The sequence below is a fragment of the Micromonospora sp. NPDC005299 genome, from assembly GCF_042872345.1.
Taxonomy (GTDB): domain Bacteria; phylum Actinomycetota; class Actinomycetes; order Mycobacteriales; family Micromonosporaceae; genus Micromonospora.
In genome coordinates, this window is the sequence record NZ_JBIAKG010000004.1 from 204,746 (window position 1) to 227,844 (window position 23,099).

The following is a 23,099-nucleotide window of genomic DNA, read 5'->3' on the forward strand; positions in this document are numbered from 1 at the left end:
GATCGTCGGGGGTCCGGGGTAGCATCGAACGCCGGGAGGCCGCTGACGTGAAGCATGACCTGGTCGACACGACCGAGATGTACCTGCGCACCATCCTCGAGCTGGAAGAGGAGGGGGTGCCGCCGCTGCGTGCGCGGATCGCGGAGCGGCTGAAGCAGAGTGGTCCCACCGTCAGCCAGACCGTGGCCCGGATGGAGCGGGACGGCCTGCTCACCGTCGAGGGCGACCGCCACCTGATGCTCACCGCGCAGGGCCGCACCTCGGCCGTTTCGGTCATGCGCAAGCACCGGCTCGCCGAGCTGCTGCTCGTGAACGTGATCGGGATGCCCTACGAGGAGGCCCACGAGGAGGCCTGCCGGTGGGAGCACGTGATGAGCGACGCGGTGGAGAAGCGGGTCTACGACCTGCTCAACCGCCCGACCCGCTCCCCCTACGGCAACCCGATCCCGGGCCTGGAGGAGCTGGGCGACCCGGGCCTGCGCGAGGCCGAGACCGCGGAGGGCGAGCGCAACCTGGCCTTCCCGGGCCTCTCCGGGCCGGTCGTGGTGCGGCGGATCTGCGAGAGCGTGCAGACCGACGCCGACGTCCTCCGGCAACTGCACGCGGCGGGCGTCGACCCGGGCGCCACGGTGACTGTGGCCCAGGAACGCGACGGCGTCTCCATCGACCGCTCCGGCGACCGGGTCCGGCTGCCCCGCGAGGTGGCCTCCCGGGTGTTCGTCGCCGCCCACTGACCCGCCCGGCCCGGCCCCGCCCGGCGGTCAGAGCTGCCGGGTGTCGATCACCTTGGCGAGGGTGACCAGCTTGCCGGCCGCCTTGTCGGCCTCGGCCGTGGCGGTGCCGCGCGGGCTGGTCCAGCGCAGCGTGGCCAGCCGTCCCTCGCCGGCCAGCCAGCCCACCTCCGCCGCCGGGCCGCTCTTCGCGGTCTTCGGCAGCGTGTGCCGGTAGGCGATCTTCCCGAGCTTGGTCACCTTCTTGGCGCCCCGCGGCAGTACGTCGAGGGTGAAGGTCGACGTGTCGATCGACGTGTCGGTCACCGTGAGGGTCAGCTCCGGCAGCACGGCCTGCTCGGCCCGGACCACACAGGTGTGCGTGTCGCCCTTGTCCATGGCGGCGGCCACGTCGAACCTGCCGCCCGTGTGCTTGGCGATCACCGCGAAGTCGAGCAGCCGGCACGCCCCGCCCGACGAGGCGGCGGCAACCTCGACCGCCCTCGGCTCCCCCGCCGGCACCGCCACCGGCGTGGCCTCGGCGGCGCAGCCGGCGGTCAGCAGTACGGCCGAAGCGGCCAGCCAGGTCCGGGCGCGCACGTGGAGACCTCCGCAGTCGTCGGCGGGGGCGGCCCGCCGGATGTCCGTCGGAAACCGTACGGGCTGCCCGCCGGGGACGGAAGTCCTCAACCATCCACATACGGACAGTGCCGGCATCCTCGCCCGCAGCACGTGCCGCGGCGGGCCAGGAAACCGGCGCTGAGCACGAACAGTCCGCTCGCCGGGTCCAGGTAGCCGGGCTCACCGGCGGCCAGGGCCGCGGTGTGCGCGGCCAGGATCCGCTCCCGGTCGGGGTGCTCGGGCGACAGCCGCGACGGGTGCGGCTCGGTCAACGGCCGGTCCGCCAGGGGTCGTCGCTCTCCGGTCACCGCGCGAGTCTACGGAGGCCGCCCTGAGCGCCGGTTCAGCCGTGCCGGTCGAACGCCTCGGTGAGCGCCGGGCGGGTCGCGCCGCCGGCCAGCAGCAGCCTCAGTAGCACCTTGGCCTTGTACGGGTCGAGCAGCCCGCCGCAGATCAGCCCGCGCCGCCGCAGGTCCGTCTCCGAGCCGACCGCGCCGTAGGTGTTCCGCAGCACCGACCCGGCCCCGGTCCGGGAGGCGAGCACCACCGGCATCCGCGCGGCCAGCTCGCCCAGCGCCGGGGCGAAGTCCGGCGGCACGTGCCCCACCCCGAAGCCGGCCACCACCAGCCCGTCCAGGCCCGGGGCGAGCGCGTCGAGCAGCGCCGGGTCGTCGTCGAGGGTGACGGTGTGCAGCGCCACCCGGGTGGCGGCCAGCCGGTCGCGGTCCACCGGCGGCAGCGGAGCGTGCCGGGGCGGGCGGGTGAGCAGGCGTACCTGGCCCTCGATGACGTGCCCGAGCGGGCCCGCGTTGGGCGAGGCGAAGGTGGCCGTACTCGTGCTGTGGGTCTTGCGGACGAAGCGGGCGGCGTGGACCTCGTCGTTGAACGCCACCAGCACCCCGAGGTGCCGCGCGGCCGGCGCGGCGGCGACCCGGACGGCGGCGAGCAGGTTGGCCGGGCCGTCCGGGCCGGCCAGGGTGGGGTTGCGCATCGCGCCGGTGAACACGAGCGGCGCCGGGTGCGGCCAGACCAGGTCGGCCAGGAAGGCGGTCTCCTCCAGGGTGTCGGTGCCCTGGGTCACCACCGCGCCGGTCGCGCCCTCGGCGACCGCCGCGCCGGCCGCGTCCACCAGGTCCAGGATCTGCCGGTACGTCAGCGCGGCGCTGGGCACCGCCTCGACGTCCCGCACGTCGAGCGGGATGTCGGCGAGCCCGGGAACGGCGGCCGTGAGGTCGGCGCCGGTGAGCCGGCTGACCACTCCCTGCGCTCTCGTGCCGGCCATGGCGATCGTGCCGCCCAGGGTGAACAGCGCGACGGTCACCGGACCGGCCTCTCGGCGAGCACGAACGCCTGCGGCCCGGCCTCGGTGAGCCGGCTCGGTTCGATCATGAAAGCCGACCCTAGTCGCCGGCCGGCCCCGCGTGAAATGCCGTGCCCGGCGGCGGGCCGGCGGGATACCGTGCCGGGTCGCACACCCGTGACCCCGACGGACAGGCCCGAGCGGTGACCCAGCAACTGACGCCCCCGACGACCGGAACCCGCACCTCGCTGTGGCGGAGCCGGAACTTCCTGCTGCTGTGGAGCGGCCAGACGGTCAGCGAGGTGGGCACCCGGGTCTCCGGGGTGGCGGTGCCGCTGCTCGCCGCGGACGTGCTCGACGCCACCGTCTTCCAGATCTCCCTGCTCACCGTCCTGGCCTGGCTGCCGTACCTGATCTTCTCGTTGCCGGCCGGGATGCTGGCCGACCGGGTCGACCAGCGGCGGCTGATGGTCGCGTGTGACCTGGGTCGCGCGGCGCTGCTGCTGTCGGTGCCGGTGGTCGCCCTGGTCGGCCACCTCACGCTGGCCTTCCTGTACGCGGTGGTCGGGCTCTCCGGCGTGCTGACCGTGGCGTTCACGGTGGCGTACCGGAGCCTGCTGCCCGCGCTCGTCCCGCCGGAGCAGTTGACCTCGGCCAACGCGCGCCTGGAGGTGAGCGAGAACCTGGCCCACCTGGCCGGGCCGAGCGTCGGCGGCGTGCTCGTCGGGCTGCTCGGCGCGGCCCGGACCTTCGTCGCGGACGCGGCCAGCTTCCTGGCCAGCGCGGTCACGCTGCTGCTGGTGCGGCACCGCCCGGCATCCCGCGCCGAGGGCCGGGTGCCGGTCCGGGCGGCGCTGACCGAGGGGCTCGGCTTCATCCGCCGGCAGCGGATCCTCGCCCTGGTGCTCGCCTGCACCGCCACCTCGAACTTCTTCGTCATGGCCACCCGCGCCATCGAGGTGCCCTACCTGCTGCGGGTGCTGCACGCCACCCCGGCCACCATCGGCCTCCTGTTCAGCCTGGGCTCGGTGGGCGGCCTGCTGGCCGGGGTGCTGGCCGGACGGGTGACCGCGCTGCTCGGCGGCGCCCGGACCATCTGGGTGTCGATGGCCGTGCCCGGCCCGCTCTACCTGCTCATGCCGCTGGCCCGGCCGGGCTGGGGCGCCCTGCTCTACGCGGTCGGCACGGCTGCGTTCGCGGCCAACGCGGTGCTGTTCAACGTGGCCGCCATGTCGTACCGGCAGCGGGTCACCCCGGCCCGGCTGCTCGGCCGGGTCAACGCCGCGTTCCTGTGGATCTGCTACGGCGCGATCCCGCTCGGCGCCCTGCTCGGCGGCGCTCTCGGCACCCGGCTCGGGCTGCGCCCGGCGCTGCTGGTCTGCGTGCTCGGCATGTGGAGCGCGGCGCTGTTCGTGATCTTTTCGCCGCTGCGCCGGATGCGGGACTTCGCGACGTCCTGAAAAAGAGGCAGGATTTTTCTCCGGGCCGCTGTCGAATCCGGCCGCGCCCGTCCGTCGGTGAGGCGGAAGAGGAAACGACAACCCGAGGAGAGACCCATGGCCCAGTACGCAGTCCTCGTCTACTCGCCCGCGCCGGCCGACCCGATGGACCTGACCCCGGACTACGTGGCCCTGCTGGAGCGGTACGGCGACCAGGTCACCGAGCTGGGCGGGCAGATCCTCACGGGGTTCGCGCTCCAGCCGAGCACCACCGCCACGGCGATCCGCGGCGACGTGGTCACCGACGGCCCGTTCATCGAGGCCAAGGAGGTCGTCGCCGGGTTCTTCATCCTGGAGGCGCCCGACCTGGACGTGGCCCTGAAGATCGCCAAGCTGAACCCGGCCACCATCGACGGCGGCGTCGAGGTCCGGCCGCTCTTCCAGCCGCCGGCCGAGTGAGCGACGCCGCTACGGTCGCCGCCGAACGCGCCGTGGTGGACGCGCACCGTCGCGAGTGGGCCTTCGTGCTCGCCGCGACGGCGCGCGTCGCCGGTGACCTCGACGTGGCCGAGGAGTGCGTGCAGGACGCCTACCTGGCCGCGCTGGCCGCGTGGGCGCGGGACGGCGTACCCGACAAGCCGGGCGCCTGGCTGACCGCCACCGCGAAGCGTAAGGCGCTCGACGTGCTGCGCCGGGAGAAGGTGTTCCGGTCGAAGATGCCCCTGCTCGTCGAGCCGGCGGAGGCCGAGATGGCGGAGGAGCCCGGCGGGGATGCGGTCCCCGACGACCGGCTGCGGCTGGTCTTCACCTGCTGCCACCCGGCGCTGGCCCGGGAGGCCCAGGTGGCGCTGACCCTGCGCCTGGTCTGCGGGGTGGCCACCGGCGACATCGCCCGGGCGTTCCTGGTCACCGAGACGACCATGGCGGCCCGGGTGACCCGGGCCAAGAAGAAGATCGCCGCGGCCCGGATCCCGTACCGGGTGCCGGAGGCCGCCGAGCTGCCCGAACGGCTCGATGCCGTGCTCACCGTGATCCACCTGCTCTTCACCACCGGGCACACCGCGCCGACCGGCGCCGACCTGGTCCGCGCCGACCTGGTCGACCGGGCGGTGCACCTGACCCGGATGCTGCTCGCCCTGATGCCCGACGAGCCGGAGGTCCGTGGCCTGCTCGCCCTGCTGCTGCTCACCGACGCCCGCCGGGCCACCCGCGCCGATCCCGACGGCCGGCTGCTGGTGCTGGAGGAACAGGACCGGTCCCGCTGGGACCGGGCCGCCATCGCCGAGGGCAACCAGTTGGTCCTGGGCGCGTTTCGCACCGGCCGGGTCGGCCGGTACGCCCTCCAGGCCGCCATCGCCTCCCTGCACGCGCTCGCCCCCAGCTACGCCGCCACCGACTGGCCCCAGGTCGTCCGCCTCTACGACGAGCTGTTGAAGCGCTGGCCGTCCCCGGTGGTGGCGCTGAACCGGGCGGTGGCGGTGTCCATGGTCGACGGACCGGCCACGGCCCTGGCCGAGGTCGACGCGCTGGCCGCCGACCCCCACCTGGTCGGCTACCACTACCTGCCGGCGATCCGCGCCGACCTGCTCCGCCGCCTCGACCGCGACGCCGAGGCGGCCGAGGCGTACCGGGCGGCGCTGGACCTGGTCGACAACGAGGCGGAACGCGCCTTCCTCACCTCCCGCCTCGCCTCGCTCACCCCGCCCCGTTGATCATGAAGTTGATGCCCGCCGCCCCGTAGCCATCGACGCGGCAAAGGCATCGCTCGGCGGGTATCCGGAGGGCTCCCGGGCCAAGGCGTCGCACAGGTCCTCGTCCCGGGCGCACGCGCGCTTGGCCCCCACGGTCGCTCCTGGCCGGACGGGCAAGGGCCAGAAGGCGGTGCAGAGGCGCCTAGGTGATCCGCTGGCGGGCCCGACGCACCGTGCGGCGGGCGTCCCGCCAGGCGATCAGGGCGGTGCGGATCCGGGGCGAGGTGACCGGCTCCCCCCGGCGCCGGGCGGCCAACTGAGCGATCAGCCAGGCCGGGGCGGCGGCCTCCGCGACGGCGCGGCTCTTGGTGAGCAGGGTGCCGTGGCGGAGCGCGTGCCGGCCGCGGGCCATCGAGGTGAGCCCCAGGTCGGCGAGGGCAGGATCCAGCCACAGCCACGGTCGACGGGTGGCCCAGGCCCAGTAGCCGGTGAGTTCCGCCCGGGCGGCGGCCCGTACGTCGTCGTCGCTCATCGGCGGGATGACCTCGCGCGGCGGACGACCGAAGACGGCGTACCCGTGCCGCGCCAGCTCGGCCCGGGTGATGCCGGACAGGATGCGCTGGACGAGTTGGCCGTGTGTCCACGTCGGATGCCGCAGGTGAACGTCGGGGACGGTGGCGGCGTCGACGTAGACGCAGCCCAGGTGCAGGCCCGCGGCGGCGCCCGCGTCGAGCCGCCGGTGCACGGCGGAGAGGGTCGCCTGCCGGGCGGCGTCGACCCGGCCGTCGGTCACGGCGACCAGGTCGAGGTCGCTGACCCCGGGGAGATGGTCACCGGTCGCGAGCGATCCCGCGACCAGCAGGTCGGTGACCCAGCCGAGCGCCGCGAGTTCACCGGCGAACTCGTCGACGGCCGGCAACCTCACCACGACCTCTCCCCTCGCCTCGGCACGAGCCCTACCCGAACCAGGTGAGGGCCTGGCCGTGGCCCCGGTTCCAGGCCAGCGGCGTCCCGTCCAGCGCCAGCACGTTGTGGAACCCGTCGGGCGGCGGCTCCGGCAGCGCGGGGTACGGCAGCACGTCGGGGTCCTCATTGGCGATCCAGTGCCCGCGCAGCCCGCGTACGACCTCGGCGAACGCCTCCCGCCGCGGTGGCGGCACCTGGTACAGCACCGAGGTGTGGAACACCACCAGGGTCGCGTCCCGGGGCGCCCGCGCGGCCAGCGCCGGCAGGTCGTCCACCAGGTCACCCTGGACCAGCCGCGGCGGGTCGGCCGCGGCGACGGCGGCCGCCGCCCGCAGCCGCTCTCGGCGATGCTCGTGCTCCGGCCAGATGAGCGCGTCCAGCCACGCCACGTCCGCCGGGTCGGCCACATCGAGCGGGTTGAGGTCCAGGCCGGCCCGCCACACCACCTCGGGCCGGCGGGCCGGCGCGGCCGTCCCGCTGATCGCGCAGTCGAGGACCGGCTCGCCCGTGCCGACCCGGTGGTCGCCGTAGCGGTAGGCGTATCGGTCGGGGTAGAGACACAGGCCCGCGGACGCGCCGACCTCCAGCAGGGCGAGCGGCTGGGGCAGCGATGCCAGCACCGGCAGGAGTACGGCACACCGGCCCGGCTCGTTCGTCTGGGTGGCCCGGACCCGCATCTCCGCCTCGATCGCCGCCCAGTTCGCCAGCGCGTACCCGCGGAAGGCGGCCGGATCCGTGACCGGGCCGCCGAGCAGCCGGACCACGGCGAAGAGCAGGTTGGGCTGGCGCTTCGCCGACGGCAGGGTGTCGATCCGTGCCAGCAGCTCGTCGTCACGGGCGACCGCCTCCGACAGCCGCTCGTACGCCGACGACACCCCGCGCGCCTCTCGGGCGAAGGCGACGTAGCGGTCCGCAGTGGTCATGGCCCGAGCATCCCAGCCGGACGCCGTGACGGAGTTGCGCCGAGGGCGTGAGCTGCGTCGCTTCAGCGGGCCGCGTCCTTAAAGCCGCGAGCGCGGCAGGGGAATCCCTGCCGCGCTCGCGAGCGGTCGTGCGTCAGCTGCAGCCGCTGGTGGAGCCGCAGCCCTCGCAGACGTAGCAGCTACCGGCCGGCCGCATCTTCGTGCCGCAGGTGAAGCAGAGCGGCGCGTCCGCGGCCTTGCCGATCACGGCCTCCAGCAGTTCGGTGCTGGAGCCCACCGACGGCGCCGGCTTGACGGCGGCGACGTCCGCGACCTCCTGCTTCGGCTGGACGACCGCCTTCGGCTCGGGCGCCTCGACCGGGGCGGAGGCGGCCATCGCGGTGAGGTCCGCACCGCTCGCCTCCGCCTCCGCCTCGGCCGCGAGCTGGGCGGCCCGCTCCTTGGCCGTGAAGATGCCCAGCTCAGCGCGGCGCTCGTACGGCAGGAAGTCCAGGGCCAGGCGACGGAAGATGTAGTCCATCACCGAGGCCGCCATCCGCACGTCCGGGTCGTCGGTCATGCCGGCCGGCTCGAAGCGCATGTTGGTGAACTTGCTGACGTACGTCTCCAGCGGGACGCCGTACTGGAGACCGATGGAGATGGCCACCGAGAAGGCGTCCATCACGCCGGCCAGGGTCGAGCCCTGCTTCGACATCTTGAGGAAGACCTCGCCGAGGCCGTCGTCCGGGTACGACGAGGCGGTGAGGTAGCCCTCCGCGCCGCCGACCGAGAACGAGATGGTCTCCGACGGGCGCTTCTTCGGCAGGCGCTTGCGGACCGGTCGGTACTCGACGACCTTCTCCACGACCTTCTCGACCTGGGCAGCTGGGGCCTGGGTCTCGGCGGCGGTCTTGTTGGACGTGGCCACCGAGAGCGGCTGGCCGACCTTGCAGTTGTCCCGGTAGATCGCCAGCGCCTTGAGGCCGAGCTTCCAGCCCTCGAAGTAGATCTTCTCGACGTCCTCGACGGTGGCCTGCTCGGGCATGTTGACCGTCTTGGAGATGGCGCCGGAGACGAACGGCTGGATCGCCGCCATCATGCGCACGTGGCCCATCGGGGCGATCGACCGCTCCCCCATGGCGCAGTCGAAGACCGGGTAGTGCTCCGGCTTGAGGCCCGGGGCGTCCACCACGTGGCCGTGGTCGGCGATGTGCTCGACGATCGCCTCGACCTGCTCCTCGGGGTAGCCGAGGCTGCGCAGCGCGCGCGGCACGGTCTGGTTGACGATCTGCATCGAGCCGCCGCCGACCAGCTTCTTGAACTTGACCAGCGCCAGGTCCGGCTCCACGCCGGTGGTGTCGCAGTCCATCATGAAGCCGATGGTGCCGGTCGGCGCGAGGACGCTGGCCTGCGAGTTGCGCCAGCCGTTCTTGTCACCGATCTTGTTGCCGAGCGTCCACTGCTTGGTGGCCTCGCGCTGGACGGCGGTGGCTACGGTGCCGGTCGGCTTGATGGCGTCGTTGGCGGCGGCGTGCTTGCGCATGACCCGCTTGTGCGGCTCCGCGTTGCGGGCGTAGCCGTCGTACGGGCCGACGACGCCGGCCAGCTCGGCCGAGCGGCGGTAGGCGGTGCCGGTCATCAGCGAGGTGATCGCCGCGGCGACCTCCCGGCCCTGCTCCGAGTCGTACGGCAGGCCGGAGGCCATCAGCAGCGCGCCCAGGTTGGCGTAGCCGATGCCGAGCTGCCGGTAGGCGCGGCTGGTCTCACCGATCTTCTCGGTCGGGAAGTCGGCGAAGCAGATCGAGATGTCCATCGCGGTGATGACGAACTCGACCGACTTGACGAACTTCTCCACCTCGAAGCCGCCGTCGGCGCGCATGAACTTCATGAGGTTCAGCGAGGCCAGGTTGCACGAGGAGTTGTCCAGGTGCAGGTATTCCGAGCACGGGTTCGACGCGGTGATCCGCCCGGTCTCCGGGCAGGTGTGCCAGTCGTTGATGGTGTCGTCGTACTGCAGGCCGGGGTCGGCGCACTCCCAGGCCGCCTGGGAGATGCTGCGGAACAGCTTCTTGGCGTCGATCGTCTCGATGACCTGGCCGTCGAGCCGGCCGCGCAGGTCGAAGCCGCCGCCGTTCTGCACCGCGGTCATGAACTCGTCGGAGACCCGGACCGAGTTGTTGGCGTTCTGGTACTGCACGCTGACGATGTCGGCGCCACCCAGGTCCATGTCGAAGCCGGCGTCCCGCAGCGCGCGGATCTTGTCCTCCTCGCGCGCCTTGGTGACCACGAACTCCTGGATGTCCGGGTGGTCCACGTCGAGGATGACCATCTTGGCCGCCCGCCGGGTGGCGCCGCCGGACTTGATGGTCCCCGCGCTGGCGTCCGCGCCGCGCATGAAGCTGACCGGGCCGGACGCGTTGCCGCCGGAGGAGAGCAGCTCCCTGGAGGAGCGGATCCGGGACAGGTTGACGCCGGAGCCGGAGCCGCCCTTGAAGATCAGCCCCTCCTCCTTGTACCAGTCGAGGATCGAGTCCATGGAGTCGTCGACGGCCAGGATGAAGCAGGCGCTGACCTGCTGCGGCGACGGCGTGCCGACGTTGAACCAGACCGGCGAGTTGAAGCTGAACACCTGGTGCAGCAGCATCCAGGTCAGCTCGTGCGCGAAGACCTCCGCGTCGGCCGGGGTGGCGAAGTAGCCGTACTCCTCACCGGCGGTGCGGTAGGTGGCGACCACCCGGTCGATGAGTTGCCGCAGCGACCACTCCCGTTCCGGGGTCCCCACCGCGCCCCGGAAGTACTTGGTGGTCACGATGTTGGCCGCGTTGACCGACCAGGACTCGGGGAACTCCACCCCGCGCTGCTCGAAGTTGATCGAACCGTCCCGCCAGTTCGTCATCACGACGTCGCGGCGCTCCCAGGCGACCTCGTCGTAGGGATGCACCCCCTCGGTCGTCCAGACGCGCTCGATCTTCAGCCCGGTCCCGGCCTTGTTCCGTGACTTGCTGGTCGTCACGCCCTCGCCCCCCTCGTCAGCGCGGTCACCCACCGCGCGTCGTCAAACTGTCAGAAATTCGTGAGAACTCAACTGGTCGCGCCGGCGGCCCCGACCGCCCCGGCGCCCTCCCGGGCGCGCGCGGCGGCCCGCAGCGTCTCGATCTCGCGCTCGAAGTCGGCGAGCGAGTCGAAGGAGCGGTAGACGCTGGCGAACCGCAGGTAGGCCACCTCGTCGAGGTCGCGCAGCGGCCCGAGGATGGCCAGCCCGACCTCGTGGCTGGGGATCTCGGCGGCCCCCTTGGCCCGGACGGTCTCCTCGACCTTCTGCGCGAGCAGCGCGATGGAGTCGTCGTCGACCGGCCGGCCCTGGCACGCCTTGCGCACCCCGCCGATGATCTTGATGCGGCTGAACGGCTCGGTCACCCCGCTGCGCTTGACCACCGCGAGCACCGCCTCCTCGACGGTGGTGAACCGCTTGCCGCACTCCGGGCAGGACCGCCGCCGCCGGATGAGCTGGCCGTCGTCGGCCTCCCGCGAGTCGACCACCCGAGAGTCGGCGTGCCGGCAGTACGGACACCGCATCGCCTGACCTCCTTCATCGACCGCGGCCCGCCGGCCGCCTCCGGGCACGCGTCACCGCGGCGGCACCACCTCTCGGTGGTCGCCGCCGGGCCGACGGTACGGGAGTGCGGTCGGTAACCGGACCCAACCTGTAGGCGACTTACGCCCATGTAACCACAACATCTAGGGGTCGACCGTATGCCGTCGCCCTAGCGAGGTCAAGTTGGCCGGCGTGTCCGGCGCGTCGTCAGAATCACTCACCCGTGCCACCTCGTCCCCGCCGTACCGAGGAACCCAACGGCCGGCGACCGCCGGGGTCACGGGACGCCGGGATAGAACATTCGTTCGAGAGCGACGTACCATTTATCAGAACAGGCGTTCGGAAATCCAGGATTCCGGCGCGACACGCCGACAACACGTCGTACAGATGTTTGAAAATGGCCGATCTCACCTATACGGTCAACAACGACCGGGCGCGGCGGATTCCGCCGGACCGGTCGACAGCACCGCCTGAGCACGCACCACGAGCCGACGAGGCACCCAGCGCCGACCAGGGAGGACGGACGTGACCGAGGACCGGGCCAGCCGGCAGAAGAACCCGCAGCCGATCGACGGGGCGGGTCCGCCGGCGACCCGTCGACCCCGCACCGCGCGCAGCCGGGCGTCCCAGCCCGCCGTCCGTCCGGTCACCCCGGTGGTCAGCAGCTTCCCCGACCCCACGACGGTCGACCTCACGGCCCGGCAGCGCCGGATCCTGGAGTTCATCCGCACCTGGGTGGAGCGCCACGGCTACCCGCCGAGCGTGCGCGAGATCGGCGAGGCGGTCGGCCTGGTCTCCCCGTCGAGCGTCGCCTACCAGCTCAAGGAGTTGGAGAAGAAGGGCTTCCTGCGCCGCGACCCCAACCGGCCCCGCGCCGTGGACGTCCGCGCCCCCGCCGACGTCGACGACGAGGCGGCCCGGGCCCAGCGCCCCGCACCCGCCTACGTGCCGATGCTGGGCCGGATCGCCGCCGGTGGCCCGATCCTCGCCGAGCAGGCGGTGGAGGACATCTTTCCCCTCCCCCGCGAACTGGTCGGTGAGGGCGAGGTCTTCATGCTCCAGGTCAAGGGCGACTCGATGCTCGACGCGGCGATCTGCGACGGCGACTGGGTGGTGGTCCGGCAGCAGCCGACCGCCGAGGTCGGCGACATCGTGGCGGCCATGCTCGACGGCGAGGCGACCGTGAAGACCTACCGGCGGCGCGACGGGCACGTCTGGCTGATGCCGCAGAACCCGGCCTTCGACCCGATCCCCGGTGACGACGCCACCATCATGGGTCGCGTGGTCGCCGTGCTCCGCCGCATCTGAGACGACACGAAAGGGGGTGACCGCCGGTCTCGGCGGTCACCCCCTTTTCTCGTGTGCTCAGTAGCGGTCGCCCCGGTAATCCCGGCCGCCGCCGGAGACGTGGCCGTACTGCTGGCCCCCGCCGCCGTAACCGCCGTCGCGGCGGCCGTCGCGCGGGTCCCGGTGGTCGGGCTCGCGGCGCGGCGGTTCGGCCCGGCCGGGGCCGTAGCCTCCGCCGCCGCCCGGCCGGGCACCGCCGTAGCCGCCACCGCCCGGGGAGCCGCCGCCGTAGACGCCGCCACCCGGAGGGCGACCACCGCCCTGCGGGCCGCCGCCGTAGACCGCGCCCCCGCGACCGCCGCCGCCCTGCGGACGGCCACCGCCGTAGACACCGCCGCCCGGGCGGCCGCCGTTCGCCGGGGCGCCGCCGTAGACCCCGCCCTGGCCGCCACCGCCGCCGTAGACCCCGCCGCGCGGCGGGGCGTCGGGCCGGTTGCCCGGCGGATAGCCGGGGTTGCCCGGGAACTCGTCGCCGCGCTCGTCGGTCGGCGCGGCGGGCGGCGCCGGCTTGCGCCGGGCCCGCAGGATGCCGAAGATGCCCGCGCCGACCAGGAGCGCGCCGACCACGCCCACCGCCGCGATGAGGTACGTGATCTCGTCGAGGCTGAGCCCCTCGATCCAGGACTTCTCGGCGGCCGGCTTGGTCACGTCCTTGCCGGCGTTGGGCAGCGCCTCGACCCCGGTGGTGGCCGGGGTGTAGCTGAGCACGTCGATCGGGTCCGCGGCGTCCAGGAGGCCGCCGTCGGAGACGGTGACGAAGGACTTGCCGTCCGGCGTGTAGGAGATGGCCTCGCCGAACGGGTCCGCGAGGGGCGTGACCCGGGGCTTGCCGGTGGCCAGCGCGCCGACGATGTTGCCACCGGTCACATCGAACTCGAAGGCGTCGCCGTAGGTGCGCAGCACCACCCTGCCGCCGTCGGGCGAGCGGGCCGCGCCCGTGACCAGCAGTCGGCCGGGGCCGCCCAGCTTGTTCTCGGTGTTGGTCTTGGGCAGGGTGACCTCGCCGACCTTTTTCATCGGGATGGCCTCGAGGTCACCGCTGGCCTTCAGCTTGACCGTCGGCGTGAAGATCTCGGACTTGCCGGACAGGTCCTTGGTGATGACCAGCGGCAGGTTGTCGTCGCCCACGAGCAGCGCCTCGGCGTCGTGCGGCTCCTTGCCGGGGTAGCTCAGCCGGTGCAGCACCGGCTGCTTCGACCCGTTCAGCGGCATGGTCCAGACCGCGACCCGCTCCCGCCGGGTCTTGGCCTCGACGTTGTCGCCGGTGTCGGCGATGAAGAGCGTCTTCTTGTCCGGCCCGACGGCGAGGTCCTCGGTGTCGAAGGGCCCGGAGCCCGAGTATCGGACCGGGTCCTTGGCGATCTCGCACTTCGTGTCGAGGAAGAAGACCCGCTTGCGGCTCTCGTCCTCGGTGCCGTCGTTGATCACGACGTAGCCGGTGCTGGTGGCCACGAGGCCGGACAGCTCCCGGAGTCGCTTGTCGTCGACGGTGCACTTCTTCTTGGGAGCCGCAGCCAGCACGGGGGCCGCGGCGGGAGCCGCCAGGGCGAGCCCGGCCGGTGCCACGACCGCGCCGACGAGGCTCAGCGCGATCGTGACCGAGGAGACAGCGTGCCGCATGGCGCCAAGTGTCGCACGGCCCGCGTTTCCGGCGGGTGACGCCGGACGGCTCACCGCCCGGCGGCCACCGGCTCGTCGCTGGTGAGCCGGTCTCCGGCCCGGTACGGCACGAGCTCGGCGGCCAGCGCCTCGCGCACCCGGACGTGCAGCAGCGTGCCCTCAGGCAGGTGCGCGGTGCTCAGCACCTCGCCCTGCCGGTGCACCCGGGCCACCAGGTCGCCCCGGTCGTACGGGAGCACCGCCCGGACCTCGACGGCCGGCCGCGGCAGCCGCTGCTCGATCGCCTCGCGCAGGCCGTCGACCCCGCGCCCGCTGTACGCGGAGACGAGGACCGCCTCCGGCCAGAGGCGCTTGAGCCGCAGCAGCGTCTCCTCGTCGGCGGCGTCGATCTTGTTGACCACCAGCAGCTCGGGCAGCCGGTCGGCGCCCACCTCGGCGAGCACCTCGCGGACCGCCCGGACCTGCTCCTCCGGGTCCGGGTGGGTGCCGTCGACCACGTGCACCACCAGGTCGGCGTCGGCGACCTCCTCCAGCGTCGAGCGGAACGCCTCGACGATCTGGTGCGGCAGGTGCCGGACGAACCCGACCGTGTCGGAGAGGGTGTAGAGCCGGCCGTCGGAGGTGGTGGCCCGGCGGGTGGTCGGGTCCAGGGTGGCGAACAGCGCGTTCTCCACCAGCACGCCCGCCCCGGTGAGGCGGTTGAGCAGGCTGGACTTGCCGGCGTTGGTGTAGCCGGCGATGGCCACCGCGGGCACCGCGTTGCGGGATCGGCGGGCACGCTTGGTCTGGCGTACCGTCGTCATGCTCTTGATCTCGCGGCGCAGCCGCGCGATGCGGTGCCGGATCCGGCGCCGGTCGGTTTCGAGCTTGGTCTCACCGGGACCGCGCAGGCCCACGCCGCCGCCGGCGCCACCGCCGCGGCCGCTACCACCGGTCTGCCGGGAGAGCGTCTCGCCCCAACCACGCAGTCGCGGCAGCAGGTATTCGAGCTGCGCCAGCTCGACCTGCGCCTTGCCCTCGCGACTCTTGGCGTGCTGGGCGAAGATGTCGAGGATCAGTGCGGTGCGGTCGACCACCTTGACCTTGGTGCGCTGCTCCAGGTTGCGCAGCTGCGACGGGGAGAGCTCACCGTCGCAGATGACCGTGTCGGCGCCGGTGGCGAGCACCACCGCGCTCAGGTCCTCGACCTTGCCCCGACCGATGTACGTGGCCGGGTCCGGCCGGTTGCGCCGCTGGATCAGCCCCTCGAGCACCTGCGAGCCGGCCGTCTCGGCCAGCGCCGCCAGTTCGGTGAGGCTGTTGTCGGCGTCGACCTGGGTCCCCTCGGTCCAGACGCCCACGAGGACGACCCGCTCCAGCCGGAGCTGGCGGTATTCGACCTCGGTGATGTCGCTGAGCTCGGTGGAGAGGCCGGGGACCCGCCGCAGCGCCTGCCGCTCCGACAGCTCGAACTCGCCGGTGGTGGCGTCGAGCTCGTCGTCCTCGTAGGTAAGGAAGGTCTCCTGGTCTCGCAAACCGCGACTCCTGTCCGTTATGTCGCTTGCCGGGGCACTTCCCGTTCGCATGAGCATCCTGACACGTACCAACGCCGGACGCACCCGCTATATGCCCGTGGCGCTACTAACCGGTAGCGGGGTCGGATGCCGGCCCACCTGGGCGGGCGAGTAGAAATGCCAGGCGAGCCGCTCAGCGCTGACGGAGGAGTTATTCGTGGCCAACACCCGACTGCCGAGTGCCGGATTCTCGATCACGATCCGGATCGCGGTACCCGCGGACGCCTCCTCCATCGGGCGGCTGACCACCGCGGCGGGCGAGGCCGGCGCCATCGTCACCGCACTGGACGTGGTCGACTCCGACCCGGCCCACGTGATCGTCGACCTCACCTGCGACACCGCCGACTCGAACCACGCCGACCAGGTGGTCGACGCGCTGACCGCGCTCGACGGGGTGGACGTCCGCAAGGTCTCCGACCGGACGTTCCTGCTGCACCTGGGCGGCAAGATCGAGGTCAGCTCGAAGGTCGCGCTGCGCACCCGCGACGAGCTGTCCCGCGCGTACACCCCCGGGGTGGCCCGGGTCTGCATGGCGATCGCCGAGAACCCGGCCGACGCCCGCCGGCTCACCATCAAGCGCAACACGGTCGCCGTGGTCAGCGACGGCTCCGCCGTGCTCGGCCTGGGCAACCTCGGGCCGGCCGCCTCGCTGCCGGTGATGGAGGGCAAGGCGGCGCTGTTCAAGCGCTTCGGCGGGGTGGACGCCTGGCCGGTGGTGCTGGACACCCAGGACACCGACGAGATCGTGCAGATCGTCAAGGCGATCGCGCCGGCGTACGGGGGCATCAACCTGGAGGACATCGCCGCGCCGCGCTGCTTCGAGATCGAGGCCCGGCTGCGCGAGGCGCTGGACATCCCGGTCTTCCACGACGACCAGCACGGCACCGCGATCTGCGTGCTGGCCGCGCTGACCAACGCGCTGCGGGTGGTCGGCAAGCACCTCTCGGACGTCCGCGTCGTCGTCTCCGGCGCCGGCGCGGCCGGCACCGCGATCATGAAGCTGCTGCTGCGGCAGGGCGTGGGCGACATCATCGCGTACGACCGGCAGGGCGCCCTGCACCGCGGGCTGCCCGACCTCAACCCGGCCTGGCAGTGGCTGGCCGAGCACACCAACAAGGAGAACTACTCCGGCGACCTGCCCGGCGCGGTCCGCGGCGCGGACGTGTTCATCGGGGTGAGCGCGCCGAACCTGCTCACCGGCGACGACATCGCCACCATGGCCAAGGACGCCATCGTCTTCGCGCTGGCCAACCCCGACCCGGAGGTGGACCCGCGGGAGGCCCGCAAGTACGCCGCGGTGGTCGCCACCGGCCGGTCCGACCAGCCGAACCAGATCAACAACGTGCTCGCCTTCCCGGGCGTCTTCCGCGGCATGCTCGACGCGCACGCCGAGGAGTTCACCGAGGAGATGGCGATCGCGGCGGCCCGGGCCATCGCGGACGTGGTCGGCGAAGACAAGATCAACCCGACGGTGATCGTGCCCAGCGTCTTCGACTCGCGGGTCGCCCCGGCCGTCGCCGCCGCCGTCCGCGCCGCCGCCCAGAACCCGGCCACGACGCCCCCGCCGGCCGCCGACCCGGGCCCGGCCGACCTCCCCGAAATCGCGGCCAACGCCAGCGCCACCCCCTGACCGAACCAACACCTCGGCGACCGGGGCCCGGCGGCGTTGATCAAGAAGTTTGCGTCGTGGGCGGGCCCGTTCCTGACGCAAACCTCTTGATCAACAGCAGCAAGGGGGGCGCGGTGCGTCAGGGGTGGGGGTCCAGTGCGGTGACGAAAGTTGCGGTGCGGTCGGCGACCAGGTCGGGGTGGCTCAGCGGGAGGTCGTGGCCGGCTCCGGGGATGACCTCCGCCCGGATGGCCGGGTTGACGGCGATCAGGCGATCGGCCAGGGCGCGGGCGTCGTACATCTGGCTGCGCTCGCCCAGCAGCGCGAGGACCGGCACGGCGAGGCCGCGCAGTTCCTCGTCGGTGACGGAGTGCGGCGCCGGGTGCCGGCGGCGGTAGCCGAGGGTGGCGCGCATCAGCCCCATCAGGTCGTCGTCCCGCAGAGTGGCGTTGCGCAGCAGCCGGGCGGCGCCCCGCCGCACCGCCGCAGGGGCGAGTCCGGCCACACCGCCCAGCAGCACCCAGGCGAGGAACCGGCCACCGACCCGGCCGAAGCCCGCCGGGTCGAGCAGGACCACGCTCGCCACGCGCGCGGGTGAGTGCAGCGCGTGCTGGAGCGCCACCCATCCGCCGAAGGAGCAGCCCACGAGGTGTGCCCGGTCGACATCGAGGCCGGAGAGCACCCCGTCGAGCCACCGCGCCCAGTCCACGCCCCCGTCGAGTGGCCGGGACTGCACCGAGCCGCCCGGTTCGCCCACCGGGTCGACGGCGATCACCGGGCGGTCCCGGCCGAGTCGCCGGACGTGCGGGTGCCAGCTCAGTGCGTTCCCGCCGGCGCCCGGCAGCAGCACGAACGGCGCCCCGGCGCCCTCGCCCCACCGGTAGGCCCGGGTCGCGCCGAAGGTGGTCGGCAGGTCGACGGCGACCGCGTCGGCGGGCCACACCCGGCGCCGGGTCCGCTCGTACGCGTCGAGGAAGCGGACGCGCGCACGGTCGCTGGTGAACTGGCTGATCGGTACGACTGTCACGATGACTCCGTCCGCCGTTTCGTGATACGACCGTATCAACAAACTGAAGGGGGCGGCAGTGCCCAAGCGCGTCGACCATGAACAGCGGCGCCGGCAGATCGGCGACGCGCTGCTGCGCATCGCCAGCAGCCGGGGGTTGCAGTCGGCGAGCATGCGCGAGGTGGCCGCCGAGGCGGAGGTGTCGCTGCGGCTGGTGCAGTACTACTTCCACACCAAGGAGGAGCTGCTGCTGACCGCGCTCGGCTACCTGGGCGAGCAGTTGGCCACCCGGGTCGAGGACCACATCCGCGCGCTCGGCCCGGTCACCCCGCGCAGCGTCGTGTATGGCACCCTCACCGCGATCCTGCCGACGGACGACGAGAGCCGGCGCCTCACCCGGGCCTACACCGGCTACTACACACTGGTGTTCAGCGAGCCCGACCTCGCCGAGCGGCACGGCGCGACATATCCCGACAAGATCGAACGGCTGCTCGGCCGGCAGCTGCGGCAGGCGCAGGAGAACGGCGAGGTCGACCCGCGACTGGACCCGGAGCTGACCACAGCCGGGCTACTCGCCCTGACCAACGGGCTCGGCTCCAGCGTGCTCGGCGGGCAACGCGACGGACGGGCTGCGCTCGCGGTCCTGACCTACCACCTCGACCGGGTGTTCACGCCCCCAGGGCGGCCGGCGTGATCTCGCCGGTGGCGACCAGCACGGCCGGGCCGGAGAGCCAGCAGGTGTCGTCGGTGATCGTGATCGTGAGGCGGCCGCCGGGGACGTCGACGGTCATCGTGCCGGTCTCCCGGCCGGCGTCGCGCAGCGCCACGGCGGCCACCGCGCAGGCGCCGGTGCCGCAGGAGAGCGTCTCGGCCGAGCCCCGCTCGTAGACCCGCATGAGCACGTGCCCGTCGCTGCCCTCGACCGGCTCACCCGGGGTGGTGAACTCGACGTTCACCCCGGCCGGGAAGAGGGACGGGTCGACGTCGGGCGCCCGGGTGAGGTCCAGTCCGCCCAGGTCCAGGCTGGCGGGCAGCGGGCAGACCAGGTGCGGATTGCCCACGTCCACGGCCGCGCCGGTCAGGGTGAGCCCGCCCAGGGTGGCGGTGGCCGTGTCGTACAGCCGGGGGCGGCGCATCTCGACGGCGACGTCGGCCCCCTCGACCCGGGCGCGGACCAGGCCGGCCCGGGTGGCCAGCGGCAGGGTCGCGCCGGACGGGGCGGCCAGACCGGTCTCCAGCAGGTAGCGGACGAAGACCCGGGCGCCGTTGCCGCACATCTCGGCGAACGAGCCGTCGGAGTTCCAGTAGTCCATGAACCACTCGGCCTCACCGGCCAGCGCGGCGCCGTCCGGGTGCTTGGCGGCGCGTACCACGCGCAGCACACCGTCGCCGCCGAGGCCGCGCCGCCGGTCGCAGAGCGCGGCGACCAGGCCGGGCGTCAGGTCGAGCGCCCCGTCCGGGTCGGGCAGGATGACGAAGTCGTTGCCGGTGCCGTGGCCCTTGGTGAACTCCACGCCTCCATCATTCCCGATGCTCGGCGACCAGCCGCAGCGCAGTGTCGAGAAACGCGGGCGAGGCCGAGTCCAGCCAGTGGATCCGCGGGTCGCGGCGGAACCAGGAGCGCTGCCGGCGGACGAAGCGCCGGGTGGCCCGGACGGTCTCCTCGTGCGCCTCGGCCTCGGTCAGCTCACCGGCCAGGAAACGCAGCACCTGCTGGTAGCCGAGCGCCCGGCTGGCCGTCCGCCCCTCGGGCAGGCCCTGGCCGACCAGGGTCCGCGTCTCGGCGACCAGGCCGTCCGCCCACATCCGGTCCACCCGCAGCGCGATCCGCTCGTCCAGCAGCGCGGTGTCCAGGTCGACGCCGAGCTGCACCGACGGGTAGTACGGCGTCGGCGCGGGCAGCGACGCGGTGAACGGCGCGCCGGTCAGCTCGACGACCTCCAGGGCCCGGACGATGCGCCGGCCGTTGCTCGGCAGGATGCCCGCCGCGGCCACCGGGTCGGCCTCGGCCAGCCGGGCGTGCAGCGGGGCCGGGCCGACCTCGGCCAGCTCCGCCTCCAGCCGTTCCCGCACGGCCGGGTCGGTGCCGGGGAACTCGAACTGCTCCAGCACCGCCCGCACGTAGAGCCCGGAGCCGCCGACCAGCAGCGGCACCCGCCCCCGGGCCAGGATGTCGTCGACCGCCGCGCGGGCCAGCTTCTGGTATTCGGCGACGCTGGCCGGCTCGGTCACCGGCCAGATGTCGAGCAGGTGGTGCGGCACGCCCTCCCGCTCGGCCGGGGTCAGCTTGGCGGTGCCGATGTCCATGCCCCGGTAGAGCTGCATCGAGTCGGCGTTGACGACCTCGCCACCGAGGGCGTGCGCCAGGGCGATGCTCAGCGCCGACTTGCCCGCCGCGGTCGGCCCGACCACGGCCACCACGGTCCGGCTCACTGCTGCTCTCCGTTCGCGACTGCGGGGCTCGCAAGCTCACTCCTCGCGCTCACACCCGCTCCCAGTTCGCCACGAAGTAGGCAACGCCGTAGGGAGCCTGGTGGTAGCCGAGGTCCCCGCGCCAGTCGCCGCCCGCCGCCCGGACGGCGCCGGCCAGCACCTGCCACGGCGCCCGCCCGGCGGCCTTCAGCTCCGCCGACAGCACCGGGTCCAGGCCGAGCAGGGCCTCGGTGTCCGCGCCGGCCAGGGCCGCGGCAACCCCCTCGTCGTACGCGGGCGCGCGCGGGTCGTCGTAGCCGGGCGCCTTGACGCCCCGGCAGGCCGACCCGTCACCGAGCACCAGCAGCGCGACCCGCTCAGCCGCCTCGGCGCCCAGCTCCGCGCCGAGGGCGGCGCACTCGGCCGGGGACGCGTCGGCGGCGACCGCCCGGGCCAGCCGGGGCAGCTCGGACCCGGACCGGTTCACCAGCCAGGCGCCGATGGTCAGGCTGAGGGGCAGCGCCTCGACGCCCGCGCAGTTGGTCTTCCAGAGCCGGACGTGACGGTGCAGCCCGAAGGGCAGCAGCGACCCGTAGTCGGCGGTGCCGAACCGCTCCGTCTGTGGCCCGGCGCCGAGCAGCAGGACCACCTCGGGGTCGGCGGCGAGCAGCCGGGCCACGGCCACGTCGGCGGCGGCACGGAGGTCGTCCAGCTCGGGCGCGGCGGCGCCGGCCAGCTCGGGCACGATCAGGGGCGGGTGGGGGCAGACGGCGGCGGCGACCAGGGGCACCGGTCCAACCTATCCGTATCCCCCGGTGCGTCCCCGCGCCGATCCGGTCATCGAGGCGCAACGACACCGTATGGTCACGGTCGACGACAGGCGCTCGACACGGACCGGGTCGGACCTGTGACAATGCCGGGAGAACTTTGCTGCGCCGTGGCGGCGATCGCGGGAGGTGTCCCGTCGACGCCGGGAGAACGAGGATGGGCACATGAGCGACTGGACTGCCTTCGGACGGGTGGACGAGGACGGCACCGTCTACGTCAAGACCGCCGAGGGCGAGCGGGTGGTCGGATCCTGGCAGGCGGGGGCACCGGAGGAAGGGCTCGCCCATTTCGCCCGGCGCTTCGCCGACCTGGTGACGGAGGTGGACCTGACCGAGGCCCGGCTCAACTCGGGCGCGGCGGACGCCGGCCACTCGCTGACCACGATCCGGCGCATCCGCGCCTCGCTGGCCGAGGCGCACGTCGTCGGTGACATCGACGCCCTGGCCGCCCGTCTGGACAAGCTGGCCACGGTGGCCGAGGAGAAGGCCGGCGAGGCCCGTGCCGCCCGCGACGCCGCCCGCGGCGAGGCCCTCGCGCGCAAGACCGCCCTGGTCGAGGAGGCCGAAAAGCTGGCCGCCGAGTCGACCGGCTGGAAGACCGCCGGCGACCGGCTCAAGGAGATCCTCGACGAGTGGAAGACCATCCGCGGGGTCGACAAGAAGGCCGACGGTGAGCTGTGGAAGCGGTTCGCCGCCGCGCGCGACGGCTTCACCCGCCGCCGGGGCGCCCACTTCGCCTCCCTCGACCAGCAGCGCAAGCAGGCGCAGGGGGTCAAGGAGGAGCTGGTCGCCGAGGCCGAGAAGCTCAAGGAGTCGACCGACTGGGGCACCACCGCCAACCAGCTCAAGGACCTGATGGCCCAGTGGAAGGCCGCGCCGCGCGCCTCCAAGGAGGCCGAGCAGAAGCTCTGGGAACGGTTCCGGGCGGCGCAGGACGAGTTCTTCACCCGGCGCAGCGAGGTCTTCTCGGCGCGGGACAACGAGCAGCGCGCCAACCTGGAGCGCAAGCAGGCCCTGCTCGCCGAGGCCGAGGCGCTCGACGTCGACGGCGACCCGAAGGGCGCCCAGGCGAAGCTGCGGGAGATCCAGGCGCAGTGGCACGAGGCCGGCCGGGTGCCGCGCGAGGCGGCCGCCGGGCTGGAGCGCCGCCTGCGCGCCGTCGACGACAAGGTCCGCGAGGTCATGGACTCGGCGTGGCGGCGGACCTCCAAGGAGGACAACCCGCTGCTGGCCCAGATGCGGGCCCAGGTCGCCGAGGCCGAGGACCGGCTGGCCCGGGCGCAGACGGCCGGCGACGCCCGGCGGATCAAGGAGGCCGAGCAGGCGCTCGCCTCGAAGCGGCAGTTCCTCCAGCTGGCCGAGCAGGCCGGCTGAGCCGAGCTTCACCGGAGAGCCCCCGTCCCGCCCCGGGACCGGGGGCTCTTCCGTGTCCGCCCCAGGCCGGAAGAGGAAAGCGGCCCGGCCCGGAAGTCGCGTGTTGACGCATCGAGGCGGGCTGATC

At 73.3% G+C, this 23,099-nt stretch carries 21 protein-coding genes; 8 read left to right on the forward strand and 13 right to left on the reverse strand.

The annotated features are described in order from the left end of the window. Window positions 1-47 precede the first annotated feature (47 nt). Window positions 48-734 carry a metal-dependent transcriptional regulator gene (locus ACFYPD_RS14055; protein ID WP_387112792.1) on the forward strand — a complete coding sequence of 229 codons (687 nt, stop codon included), beginning with the start codon at window positions 48-50 and terminating at the stop codon, window positions 732-734. Window positions 735-761: 27 nt separating this feature from the next. Here the strand turns inward: ACFYPD_RS14055 and ACFYPD_RS14060 are convergent, their stop codons facing one another. The 3 genes from ACFYPD_RS14060 to ACFYPD_RS14070 all read right to left on the reverse strand — a co-directional run bounded on the left by ACFYPD_RS14060 (window position 762) and on the right by ACFYPD_RS14070 (window position 2,652). Further along, complete coding sequence (locus ACFYPD_RS14060; protein WP_387112794.1) at window positions 762-1,310, reverse strand: hypothetical protein; 549 nt, start codon at window positions 1,308-1,310, stop codon at window positions 762-764. A gap of 86 nt (window positions 1,311-1,396) precedes the next feature. Beyond that, the gene (locus ACFYPD_RS14065) at window positions 1,397-1,639 is read right to left on the reverse strand and encodes a DUF5522 domain-containing protein (protein WP_387112796.1); all 243 of its coding nucleotides are present in this window, start codon (window positions 1,637-1,639) and stop codon (window positions 1,397-1,399) included. A gap of 35 nt (window positions 1,640-1,674) precedes the next feature. Beyond that, window positions 1,675-2,652, reverse strand: a complete 978-nt coding sequence (locus ACFYPD_RS14070; protein WP_387112798.1) for an asparaginase — start codon at window positions 2,650-2,652, stop codon at window positions 1,675-1,677. Between the two features lie 182 nt (window positions 2,653-2,834). Here ACFYPD_RS14070 and ACFYPD_RS14075 point away from each other — a divergent pair, with 182 nt between their 5' ends. The 3 genes from ACFYPD_RS14075 to ACFYPD_RS14085 all read left to right on the forward strand — a co-directional run bounded on the left by ACFYPD_RS14075 (window position 2,835) and on the right by ACFYPD_RS14085 (window position 5,782). Continuing rightward, a complete protein-coding gene (locus tag ACFYPD_RS14075) occupies window positions 2,835-4,091 on the forward strand; it encodes an MFS transporter (RefSeq protein ID WP_387112800.1) in 1,257 nt (418 codons plus the stop codon). Window positions 4,092-4,187: 96 nt separating this feature from the next. After that, window positions 4,188-4,529: a YciI family protein gene (locus ACFYPD_RS14080; RefSeq protein WP_355055756.1), complete on the forward strand. Its 342-nt coding sequence runs from the start codon at window positions 4,188-4,190 to the stop codon at window positions 4,527-4,529. A gap of 32 nt (window positions 4,530-4,561) precedes the next feature. Beyond that, the gene (locus tag ACFYPD_RS14085) at window positions 4,562-5,782 is read left to right on the forward strand and encodes an RNA polymerase sigma factor (protein WP_387113391.1); all 1,221 of its coding nucleotides are present in this window, start codon (window positions 4,562-4,564) and stop codon (window positions 5,780-5,782) included. A 181-nt stretch (window positions 5,783-5,963) separates the two neighbouring features. Here the strand turns inward: ACFYPD_RS14085 and ACFYPD_RS14090 are convergent, their stop codons facing one another. The 4 genes from ACFYPD_RS14090 to nrdR all read right to left on the reverse strand — a co-directional run bounded on the left by ACFYPD_RS14090 (window position 5,964) and on the right by nrdR (window position 11,205). Then, a complete protein-coding gene (locus tag ACFYPD_RS14090) occupies window positions 5,964-6,680 on the reverse strand; it encodes a nucleotidyltransferase domain-containing protein (protein ID WP_387113393.1) in 717 nt (238 codons plus the stop codon). A gap of 37 nt (window positions 6,681-6,717) precedes the next feature. After that, complete coding sequence (locus ACFYPD_RS14095; RefSeq protein ID WP_387112802.1) at window positions 6,718-7,650, reverse strand: DUF2332 domain-containing protein; 933 nt, start codon at window positions 7,648-7,650, stop codon at window positions 6,718-6,720. Window positions 7,651-7,783: 133 nt separating this feature from the next. Next, a complete protein-coding gene (locus ACFYPD_RS14100; RefSeq protein ID WP_387112803.1) occupies window positions 7,784-10,675 on the reverse strand; it encodes a vitamin B12-dependent ribonucleotide reductase in 2,892 nt (963 codons plus the stop codon). Window positions 10,676-10,710: 35 nt separating this feature from the next. Beyond that, on the reverse strand, window positions 10,711-11,205 hold the full coding sequence (nrdR, locus tag ACFYPD_RS14105; protein WP_387112805.1) for a transcriptional regulator NrdR: 495 nt from the start codon (window positions 11,203-11,205) through the stop codon (window positions 10,711-10,713). Between the two features lie 544 nt (window positions 11,206-11,749). Between nrdR and lexA the strand changes: the two genes are divergently transcribed. Further along, on the forward strand, window positions 11,750-12,532 hold the full coding sequence (gene lexA, locus ACFYPD_RS14110; RefSeq protein WP_387112807.1) for a transcriptional repressor LexA: 783 nt from the start codon (window positions 11,750-11,752) through the stop codon (window positions 12,530-12,532). A 57-nt stretch (window positions 12,533-12,589) separates the two neighbouring features. Here the strand turns inward: lexA and ACFYPD_RS14115 are convergent, their stop codons facing one another. Next, window positions 12,590-14,191, reverse strand: coding sequence for a hypothetical protein (locus ACFYPD_RS14115; protein ID WP_387112808.1), 1,602 nt, complete (start codon window positions 14,189-14,191; stop codon window positions 12,590-12,592). A gap of 50 nt (window positions 14,192-14,241) precedes the next feature. Beyond that, a complete protein-coding gene (gene hflX / locus ACFYPD_RS14120; RefSeq protein WP_387112810.1) occupies window positions 14,242-15,705 on the reverse strand; it encodes a GTPase HflX in 1,464 nt (487 codons plus the stop codon). Window positions 15,706-15,901: 196 nt separating this feature from the next. Between hflX and ACFYPD_RS14125 the strand changes: the two genes are divergently transcribed. Then, the gene (locus ACFYPD_RS14125; protein WP_387112812.1) at window positions 15,902-17,374 is read left to right on the forward strand and encodes an NAD-dependent malic enzyme; all 1,473 of its coding nucleotides are present in this window, start codon (window positions 15,902-15,904) and stop codon (window positions 17,372-17,374) included. Between the two features lie 118 nt (window positions 17,375-17,492). Here the strand turns inward: ACFYPD_RS14125 and ACFYPD_RS14130 are convergent, their stop codons facing one another. Next, on the reverse strand, window positions 17,493-18,380 hold the full coding sequence (locus ACFYPD_RS14130) for an alpha/beta fold hydrolase (RefSeq protein WP_387112814.1): 888 nt from the start codon (window positions 18,378-18,380) through the stop codon (window positions 17,493-17,495). A gap of 58 nt (window positions 18,381-18,438) precedes the next feature. On the opposite strand from ACFYPD_RS14130, the gene ACFYPD_RS14135 reads away from it, so the two are divergent. Further along, window positions 18,439-19,053 carry a TetR/AcrR family transcriptional regulator gene (locus tag ACFYPD_RS14135; RefSeq protein ID WP_387112815.1) on the forward strand — a complete coding sequence of 205 codons (615 nt, stop codon included), beginning with the start codon at window positions 18,439-18,441 and terminating at the stop codon, window positions 19,051-19,053. Here ACFYPD_RS14135 and dapF read toward each other — a convergent pair. Genes dapF through ACFYPD_RS14150 form a run of 3 tightly spaced genes read right to left on the reverse strand, consistent with a single transcriptional unit; the run spans window position 19,028 to window position 21,561 of the window. Then, the gene (dapF, locus tag ACFYPD_RS14140) at window positions 19,028-19,873 is read right to left on the reverse strand and encodes a diaminopimelate epimerase (protein WP_387112817.1); all 846 of its coding nucleotides are present in this window, start codon (window positions 19,871-19,873) and stop codon (window positions 19,028-19,030) included. The genes ACFYPD_RS14135 and dapF overlap by 26 nt on opposite strands. 7 nt (window positions 19,874-19,880) lie before the next feature. Further along, window positions 19,881-20,792: a tRNA (adenosine(37)-N6)-dimethylallyltransferase MiaA gene (miaA, locus tag ACFYPD_RS14145; protein ID WP_387112819.1), complete on the reverse strand. Its 912-nt coding sequence runs from the start codon at window positions 20,790-20,792 to the stop codon at window positions 19,881-19,883. A gap of 49 nt (window positions 20,793-20,841) precedes the next feature. Next, window positions 20,842-21,561 (reverse strand): class III extradiol dioxygenase subunit B-like domain-containing protein, encoded by a 720-nt coding sequence (locus tag ACFYPD_RS14150; protein WP_387112821.1) that lies wholly within the window; start codon window positions 21,559-21,561, stop codon window positions 20,842-20,844. Window positions 21,562-21,763: 202 nt separating this feature from the next. Here ACFYPD_RS14150 and ACFYPD_RS14155 point away from each other — a divergent pair, with 202 nt between their 5' ends. Next, complete coding sequence (locus ACFYPD_RS14155) at window positions 21,764-22,972, forward strand: DUF349 domain-containing protein (RefSeq protein WP_387112823.1); 1,209 nt, start codon at window positions 21,764-21,766, stop codon at window positions 22,970-22,972. Window positions 22,973-23,099: the final 127 nt, after the last annotated feature.